Origin of the sequence: Thiobacillus denitrificans (genome assembly GCF_001530125.1) — a bacterium.
In the GTDB taxonomy this organism is placed as follows: Bacteria; Pseudomonadota; Gammaproteobacteria; order Burkholderiales; family Thiobacillaceae; genus Thiobacillus; species Thiobacillus denitrificans_C.
Genome location: NZ_LDUG01000003.1, coordinates 1 through 24,731 on the forward strand (window position 1 = coordinate 1; position 24,731 = coordinate 24,731).

Genomic DNA, 24,731 nt, shown 5'->3' on the forward strand with positions numbered 1-24,731 from the left:
GCAGAGTGGAACCACCCCTTCCCATCCCGAACAGGACGGTGAAACGCTCCCGCGCCAATGATAGTAGGCACTGCGCCTGTGAAAGTAGGTCATCGTCAGACTCCTTATTCGTGCCCAAGGGCACATGAAAACCCCCTCACTCAATGAGGGGGTTTTTTTATGGGAATTCGTACGGCCAAGCCATGTAAAATTCCGTGCGTGTACGCCCGAACCCACCACGTGCTGTTTCCGCTCCTGCGTCGCCTGTCCGATGGCCGATTTCATTCGGGTCAGACGCTTGCACGCGAGTTCAGTCTTTCCCGATCCAGCATCTTCAATGCACTCGCCCAAGCCGAGACTATGGGCCTGACGATTCACGCGGTTCGGGGGCGCGGCTACCGTTTGCCCGAGCCCGTGGAGTGGCTGGATAGCGACGCTGTCGCCCACCACCTGGGAACCGTATCGGGGGCCTACACGATTCACGTGCTTGACAGCGTGGATTCGACCAACACGGCCTTGATGGCTGCTGCCCTTGATGGCGCTGCGGATGGCACCTTGTTCTGCACCGAGCACCAGCTCGCCGGCAAGGGCCGGCGTGGGCGCCAGTGGCATTCGGTTCTCGGTGGCGGGCTGACGTTTTCGGTGCTGTGGCGTTTCGAGAATGGCTTGCAGTCGTTGTCCGGCCTGAGCCTGGCGGTGGGGCTCGCGATCGCGCGCGCGGTGAACCGCCATAGCCGCCATCCGGCCAGATTGAAATGGCCCAACGATGTGTTGGTGGACTACCGAAAATTGGCGGGGATTCTGGTCGAGGTCCAGGGCGACATGCATGGAACCGCCTTCGCGGTGGTGGGGATTGGATTGAACGTCCGACTGAATGAAGCGCAGCGCGATGCAGTCGATCAGGCCGTGGTCGATCTCGCCGAGATGGGGGTGACGGTGGGGCGCAACCGCTTGTTGGCGGATTGCATGCTGGAGCTGCACGCGATGTTGACCCTGTTTCGCCAACACGGGTTTGCGGCCTTGCGCGAGGACTGGTTGGCGCTGGATGCGTATGCGGGCAGGGCGGTGTCGCTGCATTTGCCGGACGCACGCAGCGTTCAGGGCATGGCGGCGGGTGTCGACGAGTCCGGCGCATTCCTGCTGCGCGACGCGCAGGCGGCGTTACGCCCCTACAGTGGCGGTGAAATCAGCCTGCGTCTGGATGCTGCGCGGTGAATCGGCGGCGGTTGTTGATCGATGCCGGTAATACGTGTCTGAAATGGGCCGTGGTTGAAGACAAGCAGTGGCGTGCGCAAGGCAGAAGCGATTACGCCGATTGGGCGGCCTTGACGGTGCAGCTGACGGCCGGCACCCCTTGCTTCATCGCCAGCGTGGCAAGTACCGCGCAGGAACAGCGGCTTGCCGCGCTGCTGGGGGCGGCGGGTATCAGCGCGCACTGGTTGGCGGCTGAGGCAGATTTGGCCGGGGTGAAAAACAGCTACCTTAACCCGCTGCAGCTGGGGGTGGATCGCTGGATGGGCTTGATCGCCGCGCGCGGCCGTACCCGCGAGCCGGTGCTGGTGGTGTCGGTTGGAACGGCGATGACGGTGGATGCGCTGTCGGCCGATGGCGTGTTTCTGGGCGGGGTGATCGTGCCCGGTATCCGTTTGATGCGGCAGGCGCTGCAGCAGGGGACGGCGCTGATAGCGGAGACGATGGGCCACTGGCAGGCGTTTCCGCGCAGCACCGCCGATGCGGTCGAGAGTGGAATAGTGGCGGCGCTGTGCGGCGCCATTCAGCAGCAGCATGCGCGTCTGGTCGAAGCCTCCGGATCGGCGCCGCAGTGCCTGCTGACGGGCGGGGACGCCAGCATGGTGCTGCCGCATTTGGCGCTGCCTGCCGAACAGGTTCCCGCTCTGGTGCTGGAAGGGGTGGACTGTGTTGCAAGAGAGAGGATGGCTCGATGAAATGGATCGTTGGTACATTGCTGGTGCTGAACCTGGCTGTGGCGGGGCTTTTCATGGGCCGCAGCCACTGGCCGCAGGCTGCATCGGACCAGCATGCGCCGATGAACGTAGATCGCCTCAGCCTCCACAGCCAGTCTGCACCGGCCCCGGAGGACGTGCCGCCGCCTCGTGTGGAGGTGGCCGAGGCGCTGTGCGTGGAGTGGCGCGGTTTGAATCTGGTTGAATTCGCGCAGGTGCGCGAACAGCTCAAAGCCCTGGTCGGGCAGCGGGTGATGTCGTTCACCGAGGTGCCGCTGAATACCCGGCATTGGGTGATATTTCCGCCTTTGCCCAGCCCGCAGTCGGCGACGGCTAAATTAAACGAGCTGACCGCGGCAGGCGTGCAGGATGCCTTCGTGGTGAAGGACGGGCCCTGGCGCAACGCCATTTCGCTCGGCCTGTATGCCAACGATGAATCGGCACGCCGGCGCGTGCGCGAAGTGGAGGACAAGGGCGTGCTCGGCACGCGCGTCGAGTTGCAGCCGCGCCAGGGTACGGATTTTTACTTCGTGATCCGCAGCGAAGACCCGGATGCGCTGAAAAGCCTGGGCGGGATCAAACAGGCTTACCCGAACAGTCAGCAGTCGCGCGTGGCCTGTCCGTCGTTATAAGCTACGCAGCAGGAAGTTGAGGGCAATGCCGCCGAACACCGCGGCGCCGAACCAGGTATTGTGCAGGAAGGCGCGAAAGCATTGCTGCGGGTCGCGATGCCGGATCAGCTTCATGTGATACAGCGCGATCGCCGCCGCCACCGCCAGCCCGCCGTAGAAGGCCACGCCCATCCCCCGCTGCTGCCCGATCCAGCCGAGCAGCCCCAGCGTCGCCGCATAGCACACCGCGATGGCGGCCAGATCAAAACGGCCGAAGGTGATCGCCGAGGTCTTGATGCCGATCTTGAGGTCGTCGACACGGTCGACCATGGCATATTGCGTATCGTAGGCAACCGCCCAGAAAACGTTGGCCGCCAGCAGAATCCAGGCTTCCAGCGGCACCTCGCCCCACAGCGCAGCGTAGCTCATCGGGATGCCGAAGCCGAACGCGATGCCGAGATAGGCCTGCGGAATCGCGAAGAAGCGCTTGGTGAAAGGATAGCTGGCGGCCAGAAACAGCGCGACGACCGAAAGCTTCAGCACCAGCGTGTTGAGCGGCAGGATCAGCAGGAAGGCCAGCAGCGATAGCCCCGCCGCCAGCAGCAGCGCTTCCTTAGGCGACACCTTGCCGGCGGCCAGCGGACGCTCGCGGGTGCGCGCCACGTGAGGATCGATCTCGCGGTCGGCGTAGTCGTTGATGACGCAGCCGGCCGAGCGCATCAGCACCACGCCCATGACGAAAATCCACAGGATCATCCAGTCCGGCCGCCCGTCGCTGGCCAGCCATTGCGCCCACAGCGTGGGCCACAGCAGCAGCAGGATGCCGATCGGCTTGTCGAGCCGCATCAACTTTTCGTAATGGGACAGGCGTTCGGTCAGGGTCATAGCGTGTCGATCGCGGGCAGAAAAACTTCGGTCACCAGCAGCGGATGGCCGTTGAGGCAGAACACCGAGCGGCGTGCCCACAGGCTGCTGGCTGCCAGCGGCTGTTGCCTGGCAATGGCATGGAACAGTGCGTGGTCGTGCCGTACCTGGCGGTAGGCTAAAGGCCGGCGCGCGATGCTGTGATCGCTGAACAGGACCTCGCCGAGCGAGCGGCTGCCGAGCCGGGTGATGCCGTTCCAGCCGCCGCGCAGGCCAGTGTGCGGCAGCACGCTGTGGGCAAACACCACCGGCACCTCATTGCACAGCAGCATCACTTCGCGCACATAGGCGCGGCTGCCCGGCGCCATGCCCAGCAGCGCGTATTCGTCCGGATTGGGGCGGGCGATGCCAGTGGCCAGCGGCACCACGCGAAACGAGGCGCAGCGCGCTTTCAGGCGCTGGGTGAGCGAGCCGTGGTCGCTGAGCCAGGAACGCAGCGAGCGCGGAATGGGATGCGGGTGGGCAAGCCAGCCCTGACGGGAATGCGACACGCGGTTAACGAGGTGGAAACCCAGCATTATGCCGCAGCTCGTGGCGCCGGGCAGGCTTGGTGCGAATCAGATCGTTGATAGCGATTGCCGGCTGCCGATCCAGCGCTCCAGGTGGCGGGCGGTGATGTCGGGGTGGTGGGCCAGACAGCGCTGTGCCAGGTTGCGCGCGGCTTCCAGCAGCGCGACATCGCGCTCGAGGTCGGCGAAGCGCAGCATCGGCAGGCCGCTCTGGCGGTGGCCGAGCAGTTCGCCCGGGCCGCGTAGCAGCAAGTCCTGGCGCGCGATTTCAAAGCCGTCGGTGAGCTCGAAAATGACCTTGAGGCGCGCCCGTGCGAGTTCCGAGACTGGCGTCTGGTACAACAGCACGCACACCGATTCGCGGCTGCCGCGCCCGACCCGCCCGCGCAGTTGATGCAATTGAGCAAGCCCCATGCGTTCGGCGTGCTCGATCACCATCAGCGCGGCATTGGGCACGTCGACGCCGACTTCGATCACGGTGGTGGCCACCAGGAGGTCGATTTCGTGCGCCTGGAACGCCGCCATTACCGCCAGTTTTTCATTCGGCTTCAGCCGCCCATGCACCAGGCCGATGCGCAGTTCCGACAGTTGTTCCACCAAGGCCGCATAGGTGTCCTGTGCGGTCTGCAGTTGCAGCTTCTCGGATTCCTCGATCAGCGGACACACCCAGTAGGTCTGGCCGCCGGCGAGGCAGGCCTCGCGTACGCGTGCCAGCACGTCGTCGCGGCGCGCGGCGTTGACCAGCTTGGTGACGATGGGGGTGCGGCCCGGCGGCAGTTCGTCGATCACCGAGACGTCGAGGTCGGCAAAAAAACTCATCGCCAGGGTGCGCGGGATCGGTGTCGCGCTCATCATCAGCTGGTGCGGTTCGATGCCTTTCTGCATCAGCGCCAGCCGCTGGCCGACGCCGAAACGGTGCTGCTCGTCGACCACAGCCAGGCCCAGACGCACAAAGCTGCCGGCTTCCTGGAACAGCGCATGGGTGCCGAATGCGAGGTCGGCTTCGCCTGCAGCGATGGCCTGCCAAGCCGCGGTGCGCTCGGCCTTGCGCTGGCTGCCCGAGATCCAGGCGCAACGCACCCCGAGTTCGGACAGGAGGGGTGCCAGCTTGCGGTAATGTTGTTCGGCGAGGATTTCGGTCGGCGCCATGAAGGCGGCCTGAAAGCCGTTCTCAATCGCCTGCAGGCAGGCCAGCGCTGCCACCACGGTCTTGCCGCTACCGACGTCGCCCTGCAGCAGGCGACGCATCGGGTGCGGCTGCGCCAGATCAGCGCTGATTTCCTGCCAGGCATGCGCCTGCGCGGCGGTTAATTCAAACGGCAGCGCGTGGGTGAAGGCGGCGGTCAGCTGCTGGCGGGGCGGCAAGGGCAGGGTCGGGCGCGACTTGCGTTGCCGGCGCGCGGTGGCGAGCGACAGCTGCTGTGCCAGCAGCTCGTCGAAGGCCAGCCGCTGCCACGCGGGGTGGCTACGCGATTCAAGCTCGGCAAGCGGGCAATCCAGCGGCGGCTGGTGCAGCAGGCGGATGCTGGCCTCCAGTTCGGGCAAGCCGAATTCGGCCAGCCAGTCGGCGGGCAGGGTGTCGGAAATCGGCGCCGCCAGTGCGCGCTCGACTGCGCGGCGCAATGTGGCCTGGCCGAGCCCGGCGGTGGTGGGGTAGACCGGGGTCAGCTGTGCCGGCAGGGGCGTGGCGTCGTCGGCTTTGGCAAAGCGCGGATGCACCATCTCCAGCCCGAGAAAGCCACCGCGCACCTCGCCGTTGAAACGAAAGCTCTCTCCCGGCTGGAACAGCTTGAGGTGGCTGGGATAGAAATTCAGGAACCGGATGCCGAGCACGCCGCCGGCGTCCTCCACCGTCACCGTCAGCATGCGGCGCGGCCGGTAGGCGACGCTGGCGTCCGTCACCACCGCCTGCACCTGCGCTGTCTGCCCTGGCAGCAGGTCACGGATCGGCGTGAGGTGGGTTTCGTCTTCCCAGCGCAGCGGCAGGTGCAACACCAGGTCGGCGTCGCGGGTGAGGCCCAGCTTGGCGAGCTTGGTGGTGAGCGCCGGGCTGACGGGGAAGGAAAACGGCGATGCCGCTTTCACTTTAAAACCTTATTTGAACCACAGAGGCACAGAGGCACAGAGAAAAAACAGGACAGGGCCGCTAAACCTGTGCACCCGCCATAGACGTACCGAACGCCGTACACGGCGGCCTGTTTTTCGATGTTCTCTGTGTCTCTGTGCCTCTGTGGTGAGCGGTTTGGATTCAATTCAGATTAGCCAACAACCATCACGGCGTCAGCCTCAACCAGCGCGCCGCGTGGCAATGCAGCCACACCGACCGCGGCACGTGCCGGATAGGGCGGGCTGAAGTAGCCGGCCATGATTTCGTTGACCCTGGGGAAGTGGCCGAGGTCGGTCAGGAACACGTTCAGCTTCACCACGTCGGCCAGCGAACCACCTGCCGCGGTTGCCACTGCGGCCAGGTTCTTGAACACCTGGTGGATCTGCGCGTCGATGCCATCGATCATCTGCATGGAGGCGGGTTCAAGGCCGATCTGCCCCGACATATAGACAGTGTGGTCGACCCGCACGGCCTGCGAATAGGTGCCGATCGCGGCTGGGGCGTCGGCGGTCTGGATGATGCTTTTGTTCATGCTGGATTCCGGGTTGGGGGAAATGCTTATTGGGGCGGCGCGGCGCGGCCGTCCTTCCTGCCCTTGATGCGGAAAATCCGCACCACGTCGGGCAGCGCGCGCAGGCCGCGCATCACACGTGCGAGGTGCATGCGGTTTTCCACCTGCACGGTGAAGAACAGCACGGTGTAGGGGCTGCCGTCTTCTTCCATTGCGATGTTGCCGATGTTGGAGCCGTGTTCGGCGATCGCTGCCGCGACCTTGGCCAGCACGCCGCGCTGGTTGCCGACGACGACCTTGATCGAGACGTCGAACATGTGGCCGGGCTCGGCTTCCCATTCGACGTCCAGCCATTTGTCCGGATCGGTGCGGTAGGCGCGGATCGAGGTGCAGTCGTGGGTGTGGATGATGAGGCCGCGATCCTTGTGGATGAAGCCGAGAATCGGGTCGCCGGGAATCGGGTGGCAGCATTGCGCCAACTCGACCGCGACACCTTCGGTGCCGCGGATACTGATGGCGTGGGGATGCGCCGGTTCACCTGTTTTTTCACCCTGCACGTGCAGCAGCTGGTGCGCCACCACCAGCGGCAATTTGCGTCCCAGGCCGATCCCGGCGAACAATTCCTCGCGGGTCTGCAGGCCGTAGTCCTTGACTACGCGGTCCCACACAGCCTGGTCGGGCTCGATCGCTTCTGGATGGAGTGCGGCAATGGCGTTATTGAGCAGGCGCTCGCCGAGCGCCGCCGCCTCTTCCACCCGCGTGTTGCGCAGGTAATTGCGGATGTGCGAGCGCGCCTTGCCGGTGACGACGAAATTCAGCCAGGCGGCGTTGGGGCTGGCGTTGGCGGCAGTGAGAATCTCGACGTGGTCGCCGTTGCGAAGCTGGGTGCGCAATGGCATCAGTTCGTAATTGATCTTGACGGCAATGCAGTGGCGGCCGACGTCGGTGTGGACGGCAAAGGCAAAGTCCACTGCGGTGGCGCCGCGCGGCAGCGCCATGATTTTGCCCTTTGGGGTAAACACATAGACTTCGTCGGGGAACAGATCGATCTTGATGTGTTCGAGGAATTCGGGTGAATCGCCGTGGTCGGCGTGGATGTCGAGCAGCGACTGCAGCCAGCGATGGGTGCGCGTCTGCACGTCGTTGAGCGCGGTCTCGGCGGATTTGTACATCCAGTGCGAGGCGACGCCGGATTCGGCCAGCCGGTTCATGTCGGGGGTGCGGATCTGCACCTCGATCGGGGTGCCGTTGGGGCCGAACAGGATCGAGTGCAGCGACTGATAGCCGTTGGCCTTGGGAATCGCGATGTAGTCCTTGAACTTGCCGGGGATGGGCTTGTACAGCGCATGCAGCGCGCCCAGCGCCAGATAGCAGGTCGGCTGGTCGCGCACCACTACCCGAAAGCCGTAGATGTCGAACACTTCGGAGAACGCCAGATTCTTTTCCTGCATCTTGCGGTAGATGCTGTGGAGGTGTTTTTCGCGCCCGCTGATGGTGGCCTCGATGCCGGCCTGCTCGAGCTTTTCCTGCAATGCGATCTTGATCTTGTCGACCAGTTCGCGGCGGTTGCCGCGCGCCGCCTTCACTGCCTTGGCCAGTACCTGGTAGCGATTGGGGTGACTGTAGCGGAAGCCGAGGTCTTCCAGTTCCTGGTAGACCAAATGCAGCCCCAGCCGGTTGGCGATCGGGGCGTAGATTTCCAGCGTTTCCTTGGCGATCCGCTTGCGCTTTTCGGCCGGCATCGCGCCCATGGTGTGCATGTTGTGCAGACGGTCGGCCAGCTTGACCAAAATGACCCGCACGTCCTGCGCCATCGCCAGCAGCATCTTGCGGAAGTTCTCTGCCTGCGCGTGCTGTTCGGAGGCAAACGCCAGTTTGTCGAGCTTGGAGACCCCCTCGACCAGCAGGGCGACGGCCTTGCCGAAGCGTGCCTCGATTTCGCACGCCGTCGCCGGGGTGTCCTCCACCACGTCATGCAGCAGCGCGGCGCACAGGGTTTGCGCGTCAAGATGCCAGCCGGCAAGGATGCCGGCGACGGCAAGCGGATGGGAAATATAGGGTTCGCCGCTTTTGCGGAACTGCCCTTCGTGGGCACTGCGGCTGAATTCGTAAGCCTGCTCGAGCTGACTGATTTCGTCAGGCGAAAGATAAGCCAGGTCCGGACGCAGCGATTCGAATTCGTGCGTCATCGCCGGCGCGCGGCTGGCGTGCGCCGGTTGACCAGAGGGAAGCCGCTCAGGCACGGCCCCGGTTGAGGATTTCACGGCCGACCTTGCCCGCGGCGATTTCGCGCAGTGCGGTAACGATGGACTTGTCCTTTGACTCGACCATGGGTTGCGAGCCCTGTGCCAGCTGGCGTGCGCGGTAGGTCACGGCAAGGGTCAGCTCGAAACGGTTAGGGAATATATCAATGCAATCATCAACGGTGATGCGGGCCATACGGATACTCCTGCTTCAGGCGGCGCGGGTGCGCCTTAGATACGTCGGAATTCGTCGAACAGAGCGGCGTGCCGGTAAAGCTGGCGTGCCGCCTCGAGGCGAACACTGCGGGTGATGGCGACCAGGTCCAGCAGGGCGTGGTCGAAGTCATCATTGACGATTATATAGTCGAACGCGTCGGCGTGAGCGACGTCGTGGGCGGCGGCGGCCAGACGGCGCTCGATGACCTCGTCGCTGTCCTGGCCGCGCCCGGCCAGACGGGTGCGCAGCGCATTGAACGACGGCGGCAGAATGAATATCGAGGCGGATTGCGGAAAATGCTGTCTGACCTGTTCCGCGCCCTGCCAGTCGATCTCCAGCAGAAGGTCGCGGCCGGCGTTGAGATCGCGCGTGATGCTGCCTTTCGAGGTGCCATAAAAATTGCCGTACACCTCGGCGTGTTCGAGGAACTCGCCTTCGGTCAGCATCACTTCGAAGCGTTCGCGGCTGACGAAAAGGTAGTCGCGACCGTCGGTTTCGCTGGGGCGCGGCGCGCGCGTGGTGAAGGAGATCGACAGGCGGATCGCCGGGTCGGCTTTCAACAGCGCCTTGACCAGACTGGTCTTGCCGGCACCGGAGGGGGCGCTGACGACGTAAAGCACGCCTTGGGTGGGGGAGGATGTCATGGTTGTTCCGTTCCTGTTGTCATTCAATATTCTGCACCTGTTCGCGCATTTGCTCGATCAGCACCTTGAGTTCGAGCGAGACGCGCGAGGTTTCCATCGCTACCGATTTCGAGCCCAGGGTATTGGCCTCGCGATGCAACTCCTGCATCAGGAAATCGAGCCGCTTGCCGACGGCGCCGGCCTGGTTCAGCACACGGCGCACCTCGGCAAAGTGGGTGGTCAGGCGGGAGCATTCCTCGTCGATATCGGCTTTTTGCGCCGCCAGCACGATTTCCTGCGCCAGTCGTTCGTGACCCGCCTCGCCCAGCGCATCGTGCAGGCGTTCCGTCAGCTTTTCGCGCTGGGCGGCAGCCAGCGCGGGCAGCAGCGGCGCCAGGCTGGCCACCTGCGCTTCGGCAGCAGCGAGCCGGTCGAGGATATGCTGTTTCAGCTTGGCGCCTTCGCGCTGGCGGCTCTCCACCAGTTCGTCCAGCGCCTCGCGCACGCCCGCCAGCGTCGCCTCGTTCAGCGCGTCCTGCGACAGGGCGGCGGTCTGCACCGCGCCGGGCCAGCGCAGGATATCATTGACGGAGAGCGGGGCGCTGTCAGGCAGGCGCTGCAGCACGTCTGCCTGCCAGTGCGCAAGGCGCTCAAGAATGCCTGGATTCAAGCCGTTATCCAGCGTGGCGGCAGGCAGCATGGTCAGGCCGATGCGGCATTCCACCTTGCCGCGTGCAAGACGTTGATTGATCAGCTCGCGCAGTTGCGGCTCGAGGGCGCGGAATTCGTCGCCCAGGCGAAAATGCAGTTCGAGAAAGCGCTGGTTGACGCTGCGCAGGTCGATGTTGACGCTGGCATGGTCAAGATTGAGGCTATGGGCGGCGAACCCGGTCATGCTGGCTGTCATGGGTGATCTGTATATGCGTTATGAATATGATTGCCGGTGTGGAACCGGGTTAAGCTTTTCGGCATGGCCGATTAACAGACAAAGATAATAGACGTTCGACTATGGCGACTCAACCCAACCAGGCGCTGCCCAACGGCTACCGACTGAATGAATACACCATCGTGCGCAAGATCGGCGGTGGCGGCTTCAGCATGGTGTATCTGGCGCGTGACGACAACAATCAGTCGGTGGCGATCAAGGAATACCTGCCGGGCCAGCTGGTGCTGCGAACCGAGGGCTCGGTCCTGGTGCAGGCCAGTTCGACCGAGAACAACAACATCTTCCGCCACGGCATGAAGTGCTTTTTCGAGGAGGGGCGGGCGCTGGCATGCATCGACCATCCCAATGTCATCCGCGTGACCAACTTCTTCCGCGCCAACGACACCGTCTACATGGTGATGCGCTTCGAACGTGGCAAAACGCTGCAACAGCACATCCAGGCCAATCGCGGCACCATCCGCGAAAGCTTCATCCGGCGGGTGTTTGCCCAGCTGATGAACGGCCTGCGCGAGGTGCACACGCACAAGCTGCTGCATCTGGACATCAAACCGTCGAATTTATACATCCGCCTGGACGGCTCGCCCGTCCTGATCGACTTCGGTGCGGCGCGGCAGACGCTCAGCCAGGAAGAAACCAAGCTGCAACCCATGTACACCCCCGGATTTGCCGCGCCCGAGCAGTATCACAACCGCGAACGGCTGGGGCCGTGGACTGACATCTACAGCGTCGGTGCCAGCCTGTATGCCAGCCTGGCCGGCTACCCGCCGCAGGCGGCTGATGCGCGCCTGCTCAACGACAATCTGGTGCCGGCAACGGTGAACTGGCGCGGGGCCTACTCCGACCAGTTGCTGGAAACCATCGACCAGTGCCTCAAGCTCAATTACATGGAACGCCCGCAAAGCGTGTTCAGCCTGCAGAAAGTCTTGATGGACAACACCGCGATGAAGCCGTCACGTACTTCACTGCTGACCAGCATCAAACGCTCGCTGAGCCGCGAATTGTTTTAAAGTAGCGTCATGAAATTCACCATTTATCAGGCGTCACGTCAGGGCGGGCGCAAAAACAACCAGGACCGAGTTGCCTATTCCTACAGCCGCGAAGCGCTGCTGATGGTGGTGGCGGACGGCATGGGCGGCCACATGCACGGCGAAATCGCCGCGCAGATTGCAGTGCAGACGCTGACCGACCAGTTCCAGAAAATGGCCAAGCCGCGCCTGGACGACCCCATGGCCTTCCTGGCCGATGCAACCACACGCGCGCATTATGCGATCAACGATTACGCGGTCGAGCAGGAGCTGCTGGAAATCCCCCACACCACCAGTGTCGCCGCCGTCATCCAGGACAACACGGCTTACTGGGCGCATGTGGGCGATTCGCGGCTGTACCTGTTCAGCGACGGCAGTCTGCTCGCGCGCACGGAAGACCACACCGCAGTGGCCCAACTGGTGCGCAACGGCATCATCAGCGAAGAAGAGGCGGGCACTCACCCGGAGCGCAACAAGGTGTCCAACTGCCTGGGGGGCTACGTCCCGCCGCAGGTGGAATGCAACGCGCCGATCCCCTTGCACGACGCCGACACCATGCTGCTGTGCACCGACGGCATATGGGGCATGATCAGCATGCCTGAAATATCGGCCCTGCTGCATGCCTACACGCTGGAAGATGCGGTGCGTCACCTGATGGATCACGCCGAATTCCGCGGCGGCGAACACGGCGACAACCTCAGCCTGATTGCCATGACCTGGGGCGAGGCGCGGATGCCGAGCAAGGATTCGATTTCCACCCTGGCGTTGCCGGATGGCGGCGTCACCACCCAGATCAACGCAATGAGCCCCCTATCCGGCTCGCAGGCGGTGTCGGACGACGAAATCGAGCGTGCGATCGCCGAAATCCAACAGGCCATCCAGAAAATTTCCGCCAAATAGGTGGCGTGCGAGCCCGACGTGGCAGGCCCGGCACGGTAAAACGCGGCCGTTAAGCTTGACGCGGTAAAATCGCGCTTTCCGTTTTGAACCGTCCACCATGTCCGCTCCCATTGCCCGTCCCAGCGGCCGCGCCCCCGATGCGCTGCGCGCCCTGTCGTTCATTCGCCAGTTCACCCGGCATGCCGAAGGCTCGGTGCTCGTCACCATGGGCGACACCCGCGTGCTGTGCACCGCCAGCGTGCTCGACAAGCTGCCGCCGCACAAAAAGGGCAGCGGCGAGGGCTGGCTGACCGCCGAATACGGCATGCTGCCGCGCTCCACCCATACCCGTAGCGACCGCGAAGCCGCGCGCGGCAAGCAGTCCGGGCGCACCCAGGAAATCCAGCGCCTGATCGGACGCAGCCTGCGCGCCGTGGTCGACCTGAAGAAGCTCGGCGAGCGCACCCTGCACATCGACTGCGACGTGCTGCAGGCCGACGGCGGCACCCGCTGCGCCAGCATCTGCGGCGCCTATGTCGCGGTGGCCGACGCCATCGACTGGCTCGTGCGCGAGGGCAAGCTCGCCGAGACCCCGCTCACCGACAGCATTGCCGCCGTCTCGGTCGGCGTCTATCAGGGCCAGCCGGTGCTCGACCTCGATTACATCGAAGACTCCGACTGCGACACCGACATGAACGTGGTGATGACCGGCAGCGGCGGCATCGTCGAAGTGCAGGGCACCGCCGAAGGCACGCCGTTTTCCCGCGCCACGCTTGAGGCGCTGCTAGACCTGGCCACCGCCGGCATCGCGCAGATCACCGCGGTCCAACGCCAGGTGCTCGCTTCATGAAGAAACTGATCATCGCCTCCGGCAATCCGGGCAAGCTGCGCGAGATTGCCCGCATTCTCGAACCGCTCGCCATCGTCGCCGCGCCGCAGTCCGATTTCGGCGTCCCCGAATGCGCCGAGCCGCACGTCACCTTCGTCGAGAATTGCCTCGCCAAGGCGCGCCATGCCAGTGCCCACACCGGCCTGCCGGCGCTGGCCGACGACTCCGGCATCTGCGTCGAGGTGCTCAACGGCGCGCCCGGCGTGTATTCCGCCCGCTACGCCGGCGAGCCGAAATCCGACGCACGCAACAACGAAAAGCTCATCGCCGCCCTCGCGGGGCAACCCAACCGCCGCGCGCATTACTACTGCGTGATGGTGCTGGTGCGCTACGCCGACGACCCCGAGCCGCTGATTGCCGAGGGCCGCTGGTACGGTGAAATCATCGACACGCCGCGCGGCGAGAACGGCTTTGGCTACGACCCGTATTTCCTGCTGCCCGAATTCGGCAAGACCGGCGCGGAACTCGGCGAGGACGAGAAGAACGCCATTTCGCACCGCGGCCGCGCTTTGCGCGAACTGGCCGACAAGCTGAAGCGGCTTGGCTGAGTCCGTCGTTCGTTTCCATAGCGGCGGCCTGAAAGTCCAGCCGCCGCTGTCGCTCTACATCCACCTGCCGTGGTGCGTGAAGAAGTGCCCGTACTGCGACTTCAATTCGCACGCTTTTCTCCCCTCGCCCGCAAGCGGGAGAGGGGCAGGGGGTGAGGGAGAGGGCAGCGCCCTCCCCGAAGCGGCCTACATCGACGCGCTGCTGCTCGATCTGGAACGCGCGCTGCCCGACATCTGGGGGCGCAGGATTCACACGGTGTTTTTCGGCGGCGGCACCCCCAGCCTGTTTTCTGCGGACGGCATCGACCGCATCCTCACCGGCGTGCGCACCCTGACGCAATTGACTCCCGGTGCTGAAATCACCCTCGAAGCCAACCCCGGCACGGTGGAAGCCGCCAAGTTCGTCGGTTTCCGCGAAGCGGGCGTCACGCGCGTCTCGCTCGGCATCCAGAGCTTTAACCCGCGCCACCTGCAGGCACTCGGGCGCATTCATGACGACAGCGAAGCGCGCCGCGCGGCTGAGCTCGTCGCCACCCATTTCGACACCTTCAACCTCGATCTCATGTTTGCCCTACCGGGGCAGACGCTGGCCGAGGCGCTGGCCGATATCGACACCGCGCTCACCTTCCAGCCGCCGCACCTGTCGGCTTACCACCTCACGCTCGAACCCAACACCCCGTTCGGCCACACCGCGCCGGCGAACCTGCCGGACGAGGATCTCGCCGCCGACATGCAGCTGGCGATCGAAGCGCGGTTGGCTGAGGCGGGCATGCAGCACTACGAAACCTCGGCCTATGCGCTGCCAAATCACGCCAGCCGCCACAATCTCAACTACTGGCAGTTCGGCGACTATCTCGGCATCGGCGCCGGTGCGCATTCAAAACTAAGCTTTCACGACCGCATCCTGCGGCAGATGCGCGTGAAGCATCCGCAGCAATACATGGATGCCGTGGCGCAGGGTACGCACATCGCCGACACCCGCACGCTTACGCGCGCCGACCTGCCGTTCGAGTTCATGATGAATGCCCTGCGCCTCAACGAGGGCGTGCCCGCCGCGCTGTTCGACGAACGCACCGGCCTGCCGCTGATTGTCTGCGCGTCCGCCCTTGAACGCGCGCGCGGTCTGGGTTTGCTGGAACGCGACGCGACCCGGCTCAAGCCGACACTGCAGGGGCAGCGCTTTTTGAACGATCTGCTGGAATTATTTTTGCCGGGTTAGCGGGGTGGCCGTCCACATACGCGGTTCCTTACGCCATTACGTCATTGCGAGGAGCGTAGCGACGCGGCAATCCAGAATGCCTGCTTAATCATGCGCTGGATTGCCGCGCTTCGCTCGCAATGACGGCCATACCAAATTAATCAGTGTTTCCCTAGTGATGACTGCCGCTGGGTTTGCCTTTCAGGCGATAGAGGGTGCCGCAATAGGGGCATAGCGCTTCGCCGCGCGACTCGATGGGCAGGTAGACGCGCGGGTGCGCATTCCAGTCCGCGTGCTGCGGCATCGGGCAGTGCAGGGGCAGGTCGCCCTCGGTGACCTCGATGACGCGTTGGGTGTTGTCGTGCCGCTCGCTCATGCTGATCTCGCTTATTTGACCGGGGTGAGCCAGCCGGTGTGGGCCGCGGCACGGCCGTGCACGCAGTCGAAATACATCGCCTGCAGCCGGGTGGTGATGGGGCCGCGGGTGCCTTCGCCGATCGCCCGGTTGTCGAGTTCGCGGATCGGCGTGACCTCGGCGGCGGTGCCGGTGAAGAAGGCCTCGTCGGCGCTGTAGACCTCGTCGCGGGTGATGCGTTTTTCAACCAGCGGCAGGCCGATTTCGGCGGCAAGCTGGATGAGGGTGTCGCGAGTGATGCCTTCCAGCGCGCTGGTTAAGTCCGGTGTGATGAGCTTGCCGTTGCGGATGATGAAGACGTTCTCGCCCGAGCCTTCGGCGACGAAGCCGTCGACGTCGAGCAGCAGCGCTTCGTCGTAGCCGTCCGTCTCGGCTTCCTTGTGCGCCAGGATGGAGTTCATGTAGTTGCCGTTGGCCTTGGCCTTGCACATGGTGACGTTGACGTGATGGCGCGAGAACGAACTGGTTTTGACGCGGATGCCACGCTCCAGCGCTTCCTGCCCCAGATAGGTGCCCCACGGCCAGGCGGCGACGATGACATGCACCGACAGGTTTTTGGCCGAGATACCCATGGCCTCTGAACCGAGAAACGCCATCGGCCGCAGGTAGCCTGATTCGAGGCCGTTCTCGCGCACCACGGTGCGCTGCGCTTCGGAGATCGTGTCCTTGTCGAACGGCAGTTTCATGCCGAGGATATGGGCGGAGCGGAACAGCCGGTCGGTGTGTTCCTGCAGGCGGAAAATCGCCGTGCCCTGCTCGGCCTTGTATGCGCGCACGCCCTCGAAAACGCCCATGCCGTAGTGCAGGGTGTGGGTGAGGACGTGGGTGGTGGCGTCGCGCCAGGGAACGAGTTTGCCGTCGTACCAGATGACGCCATCGCGGTCGGCCATGGACATGGTGAAAAATCTCTTAACGAATGGAAAACGCCGATTTTACCGGAATCCGGACGCATACGAACTTGCTATGGGCTTTAGCCCATAGCAAGTCGGAGTCCCCTTGTGGGGCGGCGAGGCGGCCGCATTGTGGCACGATGCGGCCAACCAGGAGACATAACATGCGATGGAAAGGGTTGGTTTTCGCGCTGCTGCTGGCGCCGCTCGCCAGTTGCGCCGAGCCTGCGCGCTTCGACTATTACCTGCTGGCCCTGAGCGTGGCGCCAGCGTTCTGCGAGGACGCGCCGCAGCGCAAGCAGGCGTTCGCGCAATGCCGGGCCCTGTCCGAGGCCGGCTTCAGGGCGATGCCGCTGACACTGCACGGACTGTGGCCGAATCGCACCGACCGCAGGCATCCGGTGTACTGCGGCGGCGAAGCCAGCGGCGCATTCTGCCGCTTGCCGCCGCTGCGCCTGCCGGCGGCAACGCGCGCGCGGCTGGCGCAGGTGATGCCGGCGGCGACGGACTGTCTCGACCGCTACCAGTGGGCCAAGCACGGCAGCTGCTCGGGGCTTGCCGAGGCGGATTATTTCGCCGCCTCGGTTGCACTGACCGAGCGCGTCAATCGCGCAATCGGCGGCGAGATCGCGCGTCACATGGGCCGCGAAGTCAGCCTGGCATCCCTGCGCGAGACGCTGGCCCGCGCCGACCCTGCATTGAAGGATGCCGTGACCTTCGACTGCCAGACGCCGCGCACGCCCGACCCGGCCAAGCGCCGTCCCATGCTGCGGGAGGTGCGGGTCCATTTCGAGCGCGACCCGGCGACCGGGCTGCCGGGGCAGCCGCTTGCCTACACCCGTGCGAACGTCAGGCATTACAACTCGGGGTGCTCGCAGGGGAAGGCCTATATCGATACGCCGCTGGATTAACGGTTGACATGAACGACGCTGGGGGAATCAGCTCCCGCCATCGTCACATTGCCGGAAGACTTACAGGTAGGATTTGGCTTCCTCACCTGGATTGGGCAGGCCGGCGATCCGCCATGCCTCGCGCGGGCTGGGGAACAGGCGCTGCATGCAGTCGGCACTCTGGCCCGTGAGATGGCAGATGTGGCTCAGCGCGGTTACGCTGTCGTGCTTGGCATACTCGCGCCGCAGTGCGTGCAGCAGGCCGATCTGCAATTCGTTGAGTTCACCCAGGCCGTCGCTCCGGGCGACGCGGTCAGCCAGGTTCTCGCTCCACATTGCCGGGTCGAGCAGGAAACCGTCGGAATCGAAGATGGCAGGGCCGGGCGGGGTGGGGGACATGTTCATGTCAACTCCTGTGACAGGCGGGCTCATGAATATATATAGCACGCCCTCCGGAGTCAGCCAGGTGCGTGCGGCCGCCCCGTGTTCAGGTGAGGTCGAGTTGGGCCACCAGTCGGCGCACCGGCGTGGGCAGTGCGGCATTGAGCGCGTCAGTCGGGGGCAGCCAAATCTGGCCGGGCCGCGTGATCTGGCGCGGCGCCAGCTGCATCTGGACGGGCTGGATATGCAGCTTGAAGTGGGTGAAGCTGTGGCTGAATCGCGGCAGCACCTGCTGCGCGAGCGGGGTGAGGCCGAAGCAGTCACGACAGTGGGCGGCCGCGTCGGCGTCCGGGGTGAGTTCGGGCAGGCTCCACAAGCTGCCCCATATGCCCTGTGCGGGGCGTTTTTCCAGCATCAGCTCGCCCCGGTCAAGCAACAGCAGCATCAGCACCTGTTTTTCGGGCAGGATTTTTTTGGGGCGAGGCGTGGGCAATTCGGCGGTTCGATGCTGCGTGAAGGCAACGCAATCGGTGCTGACCGGGCACACCGGGCAGGCGGGTCGGCTGCGCGTGCAGGCGAGTGCGCCCAGATCCATCATGCCCTGGGTGTAGGCCTCAATGGCGTTGCGCGGAAGATGCGACTCGGCCAGCTGCCATAGCGCCGTTTCAACGTTCCTGTCGCCGGGCCAGCCGGCAATTCCGCCGTGGCGCGCCAGTACGCGTTTGACGTTGCCGTCGAGAATGGCGCCGCGCTGGCCGAACGCCAGCGCGGCAATGGCGGCAGCTGTCGAGCGCCCGACGCCGGGCAGCTGCGCGATGATGTCGGCCGCGGCCGGAAATATTCCATCATGGCTTTCGACTAGGGTGCGCGCGGCGGCATGCAGGTTGCGCGCGCGACTGTAGTAGCCGAGTCCGCTCCACAGTGCGAGCACATCGTCCTCATGCGCGGCAGCGAGGGCGGGCAGATCGGGGAAACGCGCGACAAAGCGCTCGAAATAGGGAATGACCGTGGCCACCTGGGTCTGCTGCAGCATGACTTCCGATAGCCAGATGCGGTAAGGGTCATGGGTAGCCTGCCAGGGCAGGGCGTGGCGGCCATGGCACTGTTGCCAGCGGATGATGCGGGAGGCGAATGATTTCACCCCGGCAGAGTAGCCGGGGTGACGGGGTGAATCAATGGGATGCTCCGCAGGGCGGGATGGAGTCGTATGCGTCAACAACCCCGCGCTCAGGCGTGGCCGAGTTTCTGCCGGAACAGGTTCATCAGCTTGCCGAACGCCGATTCGGTGATGGATTTGCGTTCGACCAGCACCGCTTCGCCACGGCGCAGCTTGTCGGCCAGGCGGAGCTGGCTGATGGAAAAGCTGTTCATGCCGTCCTGGTCCGAGAACAGGTAGGTGTTCTTGACGCTGCTGGCCCAACCCAGCCGTGCCCAGCGGAAGGTGCCGTCGTCGTAGTGGAATTCCACCCAGTCGCCCTTGTTCAATGCGCGGGCGCGCAGGTTGAACTCATCCTCCACTTCGGGTGCGGCTTCGGATTCGGGCTCTGACGTGGCGGCCTCAGCGGCTGTCGGGGCGGGTGCCAGTTCCTCGATTGCTTCGGGCGTGATGTCGGGCAGCGGCACCGGCTGGGCATTGGGACGCACCGCGTTGGCGTGCAGGATGACCAGGGTGGCGAAGAAACGGTCGGACAGCTTTTGCGGCAGATCGATTTCTGCCACGCCTTCGCGCAGCCGTTTCAGCAATCCGGGCAGAATGCGCACCAGCATCAGGCGCGCGTCCATATCGGCCTTGGACTGCACGCTCCACACCAGTTCGCGCATGGTTTCGACATGGCTGTTGAAATGCGCGCCCTGCTCGCCTTCGTTGACGTAATCCAGGGTCAGCAGTTGCGCCCAGTCGCGCCGCAGAAATTCACGCAGGGCGTCCACCACCGGCTGCTCCTTGTTGAGCGCGCGATTGATGAAGTCGTGCACGATCACCGGCGCGAGCTCTGCGCGCTCGGACTGCTTGATCTGGGCAATGTCCTGCTGCAGGCTGGCGTCGACGATTTCTTCCAGCGTCTCTTCCAGCAGGCTGCCCATCGCTTCCAGTTCCACGGCGGCGGAATCGAATACAGTGATGTCCTTTTCGAAGCTGTCGAGCACTCGGCTGACCACTTGCGAAATGGCTTCCAGTCGCGCATTGCCTGCCTCGTTGTCGGGCAGGTGGACGGCCAGCGTGGCGATCGCATCCAGCATGCGGCGGACCGGATGATTCGATTGTGAGAAGAAGTTGCGGTCGAGCATCGCCGCCTTCAGCACCGGAATTTGCAGGCGCGCAATTTGCGCCTTGAGATGATCCGGAATGGCGGCATCATCGAAAACCACATCGAACAGCATCGCCACCGCATCGACCAGCACCGCGTCAAGCGGACTGGCAGCCTGCATCACCGGACTTTGCTGCAGGCTGCGCAGCACGTTCTGGATGGTGGCGGCTTCCAGCAGGGGGAGTTCGAAACGACCGCCGCCGGGCAGCATCATGGCGCCCGATTTCAGCTGGCCGAGCGAGTCGAGCAGGCTGAATCCGGCCAGTCCTGCTGACGCGCCGCCCGCCCCCCCTCCCCCCGCTGCGCTGCCGCTGTGCGCCAGTTGCTCGAACAGCTTGAACATGTCGCCGCCCGTCTGCCCCTGCATGGCCGGGGCCGGACCGGCTGCCCCGGCGCTGTTGGGCGCTGTCCCTTGCGCCCGGCTTTTCGCACCGACCTTGAGGTCGGGCAGGATGCCGCGGTCGATCAGGTAACGGTTGATGGACTGGTAGATGTGCGCGAGCTCGGTGGTCAGCACCAGGTCGAACTGGTTCAACAGCACGATCCGGATGGCCTGTTCAAGCTGCATGCGGCTGATGCCATCCAGCAGCGCTTCGCACAATACACGCGGGCCGAGCGGACTGTCGTTTTCGGACAGGTCGGAGCGGCTCAGCAGATGGGCGATGCGGGCATCCAGGGCGACCAGCTCTTCGGCGCAGTTGTAACGCAGTCGTGAAGTGGCTTTATCGATCACCAGCGTGATTTCGAAATCCTGGTCGTCCAGCAGGGACAACTCGAGCAGTTCGCCGCCGGCGGGCTTTTCGCGGTTATGGGCAAAATCGTTGAAAGTTTGGCAATACGCATCCTTGCAGGCGCTCAGCAATTCATTGGCCCGTGTATTGAGGATGCCCTGGGCGCTGTAATACGAATTGCGCGTATCCAGCAACGGCGAACGATCGGCCATCGCCAGCAGGGTGTTTTCCATGGCCTCGGACTGCCTGGTCAGCACACGGGTCGTGCCCTCGATCAGCAAGTCACGGCAACCGTGCAGAATCGACAGGGCTTCGGCGGAGACCTGCGCGCGGCGTGAACGCTCAAACTGTTTGAGGTTAACTACGACTGAATTTTCTGGCATTTCGCGCTCCATGGGAATCACCTCGCGGTATCGGCGGTTGGCTGACCTGGGAACGGGGTGACCTGCGCGTGACCGGAAGCTGCCGGCGGTCCCGCTGTCTCGGCCGCCTGCTGCGGGGACTGAGACCGGTAACTTTGCGTCCCCGCCTCGCGGCGGGTTTGCCCTGTTCGGTGGTCGGCGATTGTGTCTGAAAGTCGACACACAGCCGCACAATAGATCTATCGGCCGGAGGTGGAGAAAACTTGAGCGTGCGAATTGAAAATATCAGCCGAGGCGGGTCGACCAGTTTGCTTTCAAGCGTAGCATGGCTTTGCGGGTGAGCGACTGCTCCGGAATGCGTGCGCGGCCAGCACGTATCTCAGTCGCGAGCCGTTCGCAGCCGAGTGAAACATGGCGCCCGCCAGCGCTGTCGCAGAACAGGAGGTGGCCATTCACCCCGACCCAGAGCACGCGCGCGGCCGTCAGGTCCTCGTAAGCCGGGTCGAAATCCACCCAGTCGCCTTCGCGCAACTGCTGTGCCTGTTGCAGGGCGGAATCATTGGCCGGAGTATCCGCAAACTGGAGAGCGAGCGACGCGATCTGCTCCCGCGAGACGCGGCGCGGCATAAATGAGTTGACCACCCTTTCACGTTGACCCAGGGCGGGACGAATCCAGCACTCCTGGGTGGCGGTGATGGCGCTGAAAAAGTCCTTCAACTGCGCAGGCTCGGCCCCTTGCGCCAGCAGCCCGCGCCGCAGCGCGGCGTTGATGGATGGAATCGATTGCAGGCGGGATTCCCGCGTGGCGTCGCCGTCCGGCGCCTGCAGACTGAGAAAAAGCTGTTGCAGGGTATGGCAGGCCGCGCGCCAGTCAGGGCCCTCGCCGGATTCGGCCACATACAGCGAGGCCATCTGCGGCACCCAGGCCGCTTGCAGCCGCCGCAATACGGATTCCGGGGCAGGGTAGCGTTCGGTCAGGTCATGCAGGTTTTCCAGCGCTAGCAGGGTGCCCAGTTCCTGGCGTTCGATGTGCTCCATCCGCGCCACGTCAGAAGCCAGCCGGGGATCTGGGCGCGCCGCTTCGTCGGCCAGCCAGGCGGCCAGGCTGGTGTGCGCCTGCGCAAAGGCCTCGGCGGGGGGTGCCCAGGATCGTGGTGGAGGGCGGCGCAGGCGGCCTGGATGTGCTCGAGCGCAGGGACATGCGAGGCGTCGTGCTCGGGAAAACGGCGCGAGAACTGGCCCATCAGATCAATCAATTGGCGTGCCGGGTGCTGATCGGCGCTGAAAAAGTCGGGCGCAACCAGGGCGTCACGGAGGGCCGGGATTTGCAGGTGCGCGATTGCAGCCCTGTAACGCGGCGATAGACCCGGGTCGTCGAGGATGAATTCAAACAGCCCGGCGACGGCATCCAGCACTGCGAGATCATGTGCATCGGTGCCGGGATGGTGCGCACCCTGCTGCAATTGCTGCAGGATGCGCGCGGGGACGTCCGACGGCGCGCTTGTACTTTGCCGGATCGATTTCGTTCGCCTGTGTGGCTACCGGCTGGATATGTTCCAGGATGGCCTGCCCGGCATCGCTTGGCGTGCTCCGGGGCAGAAGGGGAGCTGCGTGTGCAACAGGAAGTTCGGGGATGTCCTGCACACCCAGAAACTGATAGAGCGCCGTGTAGGTGTGTTTCAGCGTATCGAGCAGGGGGGCGGCGGCACACTGGAGCAGGAGGGTGCCGCATGGCGAGTCGATGTCCAGCGCATCGAGTGCGCGCGACAGCGCGCGCACGACCGGCAGCGGGCCATAGACGTTGGCATGGTCTGCTGGATCTTCCGACGCTGCCCGCCGCACCGCCTGCAAACGGCCGAATAGCTGCAACATGTTGGCCCGCAGGACTTCGGTCAGTTGGGCAGCGGACTTTTCTTCTGCCAGTTGTCGCTTGAGCGCGTCGTCGTCCAGCAGCTGCAGTTCGGCCGGACGGCTGTCATGGCGCAGGGTAAACGCCTCGGGCCGGGCGAGGTGAAGACGGAACTGATCGACAAACGCAGTAGACAAGGCATCCGGACGGGTATTGAGCCAGTCCAGGCAAGCCTGCCCGGTGGCGATGGCCGAAGGCGTCATCTGCGCCGCAATGGCGCGCAAAACGCTGCCCTGAAGCGGGGCATGGCTGCGCTGGAAAAAATTGCCCAGCGCCTGCGTCATGCGTGCATCAGCTTCGGATAGCAGCGCAGCAGGAGTAAGGGGAGTCGATTGGGTATTCATGGCCTGGTTGCAATAACGGCCATGGCGTACGAATTATTGAACTGCGGCCAGCCAGATAGCCTGTCTGCAAGCAGTGTTTGGAGCGGGCGAAGGGAATCGAACCCTCCTCATGAGCTTGGGAAGCTCAGGTAATGCCACTATACGACGCCCGCGCGGTAGAATTCGGCATGATACTGAAACTCATGCCCATCGGATAGAAAAGAAGTGATTTGTGATTGAACTGGTCATCAACGGCGAAGCCCGCAGCTTTCCTGCGCCGCTTACCCTGGCTCAACTGATCGAGTTGCAGGACCTGGCGGGAAAGCGCATCGCCATCGAAAAAAATGGCGAGATCGTCCCGCGCAGCCAGCACGCCACCACTTCGCTGGCCAGCGGCGACCGCCTGGAAATCGTCGTCGCGGTCGGCGGCGGCTGAAGTGGGAGAGGGGTGAGGCGTCGGGGGTGAGGTGCCCCGCCCCGGCCTCTGCCCTTCGTTCCTCATTTCCCCGCGCCTAACCCATCACCCTTACGCCTCACCTGAACTTATGAACCCTCTCGTCATCGCCGGAAAATCCTATGCCTCCCGCCTGCTGGTGGGCACCGGCAAGTACCAGGACTTTGAGCAGACGCGCCTCGCGGTCGAAGCCTCGGGCGCCGAAATCATCACCGTTGCCATCCGCCGCACCAACATCGGCCAGGATGCCGGTCAGCCCAGCCTGCTCGACGCGCTGCCGCCGTCGAAATACACCTACCTACCCAACACCGCCGGCTGCTACACGGCTGACGACGCCATCCGCACCCTGCGCCTTGCGCGCGAACTGCTGGACGGTCACGCGCTGGTCAAGCTCGAAGTGCTGGGCGACGCCGAATCGCTGTATCCCAACGTGGCCGAAACGATCAGGGCCGCCGAGGTGCTGGTAAAGGACGGCTTCCAGGTGATGGTCTACACGTCGGACGACCCGATCGCCGCCAAACAGCTGGAGGACATCGGCTGTGTCGCTGTGATGCCGTTGGCGAGCCTGATCGGTTCCGGCATGGGCATTCTCAATCCGTGGAACCTGCAGATCATCATCGATCGCCTCTCGGTGCCGGTGATCGTCGACGCCGGTGTAGGCACTGCCAGCGACGCCACCATCGCGATGGAACTCGGCTGCGGCGCCGTGCTGATGAATACCGCGATCGCCGGCGCCGGCAATCCGGTGCTGATGGCCTCGGCGATGAAAAAAGCGGTGGAAGCCGGCCGCGAAGCCTTCCTCGCCGGCCGTATGCCGAAGAAGATTTATCAAGCCAGCCCCAGTTCGCCCACCAGCGGCCTCATCGCTGAAAATAAAAGCGCGGGCAGCAAATAAGC

At 64.2% G+C, this 24,731-nt stretch carries 27 protein-coding genes, 1 tRNA gene, 1 rRNA gene and 1 riboswitch; of the genes, 12 read left to right on the forward strand and 17 right to left on the reverse strand.

What is annotated here, in order from left to right; genetic code table 11:
• The 4 genes from rrf to ABW22_RS00875 form a co-directional block, all read left to right on the forward strand.
• Positions 1-101, forward strand: a 5S ribosomal RNA gene (gene rrf, locus ABW22_RS00860); the annotation flags it as partial.
• 97 nt (positions 102-198) lie between these two features.
• Positions 199-1,194, forward strand: coding sequence for a biotin--[acetyl-CoA-carboxylase] ligase (locus ABW22_RS00865; RefSeq protein ID WP_059751004.1), 996 nt, complete (start codon positions 199-201; stop codon positions 1,192-1,194).
• Positions 1,191-1,925, forward strand: a complete 735-nt coding sequence (locus ABW22_RS00870; protein ID WP_059751006.1) for a type III pantothenate kinase — start codon at positions 1,191-1,193, stop codon at positions 1,923-1,925. Before ABW22_RS00865 ends, ABW22_RS00870 begins: the two co-directional genes overlap by 4 nt.
• Entirely contained in the window at positions 1,922-2,575 is a 654-nt protein-coding gene (locus ABW22_RS00875) for a hypothetical protein (RefSeq protein ID WP_059751008.1), read from the forward strand. The genes ABW22_RS00870 and ABW22_RS00875 overlap by 4 nt, the downstream gene beginning before the upstream one ends.
• On the opposite strand, the gene ubiA is transcribed toward ABW22_RS00875, so the two are convergent.
• From ubiA to ABW22_RS00915, 8 genes are all read right to left on the reverse strand, one after another.
• Positions 2,570-3,439 (reverse strand): 4-hydroxybenzoate octaprenyltransferase, encoded by an 870-nt coding sequence (gene ubiA, locus ABW22_RS00880; protein WP_059751010.1) that lies wholly within the window; start codon positions 3,437-3,439, stop codon positions 2,570-2,572. The two genes, ABW22_RS00875 and ubiA, sit on opposite strands and share 6 nt — an antisense overlap.
• A complete protein-coding gene (locus ABW22_RS00885; protein WP_059751012.1) occupies positions 3,436-3,996 on the reverse strand; it encodes a chorismate--pyruvate lyase family protein in 561 nt (186 codons plus the stop codon). The genes ubiA and ABW22_RS00885 overlap by 4 nt, the downstream gene beginning before the upstream one ends.
• 39 nt (positions 3,997-4,035) lie before the next feature.
• Positions 4,036-6,072, reverse strand: a complete 2,037-nt coding sequence (recG, locus tag ABW22_RS00890; RefSeq protein WP_059751014.1) for an ATP-dependent DNA helicase RecG — start codon at positions 6,070-6,072, stop codon at positions 4,036-4,038.
• A gap of 173 nt (positions 6,073-6,245) precedes the next feature.
• Positions 6,246-6,626: a RidA family protein gene (locus ABW22_RS00895; protein WP_059751016.1), complete on the reverse strand. Its 381-nt coding sequence runs from the start codon at positions 6,624-6,626 to the stop codon at positions 6,246-6,248.
• Positions 6,627-6,652: 26 nt separating this feature from the next.
• Positions 6,653-8,794 (reverse strand): RelA/SpoT family protein, encoded by a 2,142-nt coding sequence (locus tag ABW22_RS00900; protein WP_059751018.1) that lies wholly within the window; start codon positions 8,792-8,794, stop codon positions 6,653-6,655.
• 46 nt (positions 8,795-8,840) lie between these two features.
• Positions 8,841-9,044, reverse strand: a complete 204-nt coding sequence (gene rpoZ, locus ABW22_RS00905) for a DNA-directed RNA polymerase subunit omega (protein WP_059751020.1) — start codon at positions 9,042-9,044, stop codon at positions 8,841-8,843.
• Positions 9,045-9,079: 35 nt separating this feature from the next.
• The gene (gene gmk / locus ABW22_RS00910) at positions 9,080-9,709 is read right to left on the reverse strand and encodes a guanylate kinase (RefSeq protein ID WP_059751022.1); all 630 of its coding nucleotides are present in this window, start codon (positions 9,707-9,709) and stop codon (positions 9,080-9,082) included.
• A gap of 19 nt (positions 9,710-9,728) precedes the next feature.
• Positions 9,729-10,595: a YicC/YloC family endoribonuclease gene (locus ABW22_RS00915; protein ID WP_059751024.1), complete on the reverse strand. Its 867-nt coding sequence runs from the start codon at positions 10,593-10,595 to the stop codon at positions 9,729-9,731.
• Positions 10,596-10,696: 101 nt separating this feature from the next.
• Between ABW22_RS00915 and ABW22_RS00920 the strand changes: the two genes are divergently transcribed.
• From ABW22_RS00920 to hemW, 5 genes are all read left to right on the forward strand, one after another.
• Entirely contained in the window at positions 10,697-11,641 is a 945-nt protein-coding gene (locus tag ABW22_RS00920) for a serine/threonine protein kinase (protein ID WP_059751026.1), read from the forward strand.
• Between the two features lie 9 nt (positions 11,642-11,650).
• The gene (locus ABW22_RS00925) at positions 11,651-12,559 is read left to right on the forward strand and encodes a PP2C family protein-serine/threonine phosphatase (RefSeq protein WP_059751027.1); all 909 of its coding nucleotides are present in this window, start codon (positions 11,651-11,653) and stop codon (positions 12,557-12,559) included.
• Positions 12,560-12,656: 97 nt separating this feature from the next.
• Positions 12,657-13,388 (forward strand): ribonuclease PH, encoded by a 732-nt coding sequence (rph, locus tag ABW22_RS00930; RefSeq protein ID WP_059751029.1) that lies wholly within the window; start codon positions 12,657-12,659, stop codon positions 13,386-13,388.
• Positions 13,385-13,975 carry an RdgB/HAM1 family non-canonical purine NTP pyrophosphatase gene (rdgB, locus tag ABW22_RS00935; protein ID WP_059751030.1) on the forward strand — a complete coding sequence of 197 codons (591 nt, stop codon included), beginning with the start codon at positions 13,385-13,387 and terminating at the stop codon, positions 13,973-13,975. Before rph ends, rdgB begins: the two co-directional genes overlap by 4 nt.
• Complete coding sequence (hemW, locus tag ABW22_RS00940; protein ID WP_059751032.1) at positions 13,968-15,194, forward strand: radical SAM family heme chaperone HemW; 1,227 nt, start codon at positions 13,968-13,970, stop codon at positions 15,192-15,194. Before rdgB ends, hemW begins: the two co-directional genes overlap by 8 nt.
• Before the next feature lie 151 nt (positions 15,195-15,345).
• Here hemW and ABW22_RS00945 read toward each other — a convergent pair whose 3' ends face one another.
• Complete coding sequence (locus ABW22_RS00945; protein WP_059751034.1) at positions 15,346-15,549, reverse strand: zinc-finger domain-containing protein; 204 nt, start codon at positions 15,547-15,549, stop codon at positions 15,346-15,348.
• A gap of 11 nt (positions 15,550-15,560) precedes the next feature.
• Entirely contained in the window at positions 15,561-16,484 is a 924-nt protein-coding gene (locus ABW22_RS00950) for a branched-chain amino acid transaminase (RefSeq protein WP_193393268.1), read from the reverse strand.
• Positions 16,485-16,642: 158 nt separating this feature from the next.
• On the opposite strand from ABW22_RS00950, the gene ABW22_RS00955 reads away from it, so the two are divergent.
• Positions 16,643-17,389, forward strand: a complete 747-nt coding sequence (locus ABW22_RS00955; protein ID WP_059751035.1) for a ribonuclease T2 family protein — start codon at positions 16,643-16,645, stop codon at positions 17,387-17,389.
• 60 nt (positions 17,390-17,449) lie between these two features.
• Here the strand turns inward: ABW22_RS00955 and ABW22_RS00960 are convergent, their stop codons facing one another.
• The 7 genes from ABW22_RS00960 to ABW22_RS00990 all read right to left on the reverse strand — a co-directional run bounded on the left by ABW22_RS00960 (position 17,450) and on the right by ABW22_RS00990 (position 23,553).
• Entirely contained in the window at positions 17,450-17,773 is a 324-nt protein-coding gene (locus tag ABW22_RS00960; protein WP_059751037.1) for a TusE/DsrC/DsvC family sulfur relay protein, read from the reverse strand.
• Between the two features lie 82 nt (positions 17,774-17,855).
• Positions 17,856-18,890 (reverse strand): A/G-specific adenine glycosylase, encoded by a 1,035-nt coding sequence (gene mutY / locus ABW22_RS00965; protein ID WP_059751040.1) that lies wholly within the window; start codon positions 18,888-18,890, stop codon positions 17,856-17,858.
• A gap of 86 nt (positions 18,891-18,976) precedes the next feature.
• Entirely contained in the window at positions 18,977-21,169 is a 2,193-nt protein-coding gene (locus tag ABW22_RS00970; protein ID WP_082708338.1) for a DUF1631 domain-containing protein, read from the reverse strand.
• 81 nt (positions 21,170-21,250) lie between these two features.
• A riboswitch (cyclic di-GMP riboswitch) is annotated at positions 21,251-21,342 on the reverse strand.
• Positions 21,343-21,433: 91 nt separating this feature from the next.
• Complete coding sequence (locus tag ABW22_RS17890) at positions 21,434-22,252, reverse strand: DUF1631 family protein (protein WP_330218734.1); 819 nt, start codon at positions 22,250-22,252, stop codon at positions 21,434-21,436.
• A complete protein-coding gene (locus tag ABW22_RS18220) occupies positions 22,147-22,611 on the reverse strand; it encodes a DUF1631 family protein (RefSeq protein ID WP_269083885.1) in 465 nt (154 codons plus the stop codon). Before ABW22_RS18220 ends, ABW22_RS17890 begins: the two co-directional genes overlap by 106 nt.
• The gene (locus ABW22_RS17895; protein ID WP_237763184.1) at positions 22,571-23,401 is read right to left on the reverse strand and encodes a DUF1631 family protein; all 831 of its coding nucleotides are present in this window, start codon (positions 23,399-23,401) and stop codon (positions 22,571-22,573) included. Before ABW22_RS17895 ends, ABW22_RS18220 begins: the two co-directional genes overlap by 41 nt.
• Before the next feature lie 78 nt (positions 23,402-23,479).
• Positions 23,480-23,553: transfer RNA gene (locus ABW22_RS00990), tRNA-Gly, on the reverse strand.
• A 59-nt stretch (positions 23,554-23,612) separates the two neighbouring features.
• On the opposite strand from ABW22_RS00990, the gene thiS reads away from it, so the two are divergent.
• Together thiS and ABW22_RS01000 are read left to right on the forward strand one after the other, a co-directional pair.
• Positions 23,613-23,816 (forward strand): sulfur carrier protein ThiS, encoded by a 204-nt coding sequence (gene thiS / locus ABW22_RS00995; protein WP_059751059.1) that lies wholly within the window; start codon positions 23,613-23,615, stop codon positions 23,814-23,816.
• Between the two features lie 109 nt (positions 23,817-23,925).
• Complete coding sequence (locus tag ABW22_RS01000) at positions 23,926-24,729, forward strand: thiazole synthase (protein ID WP_059751062.1); 804 nt, start codon at positions 23,926-23,928, stop codon at positions 24,727-24,729.
• Positions 24,730-24,731 lie beyond the last annotated feature (2 nt).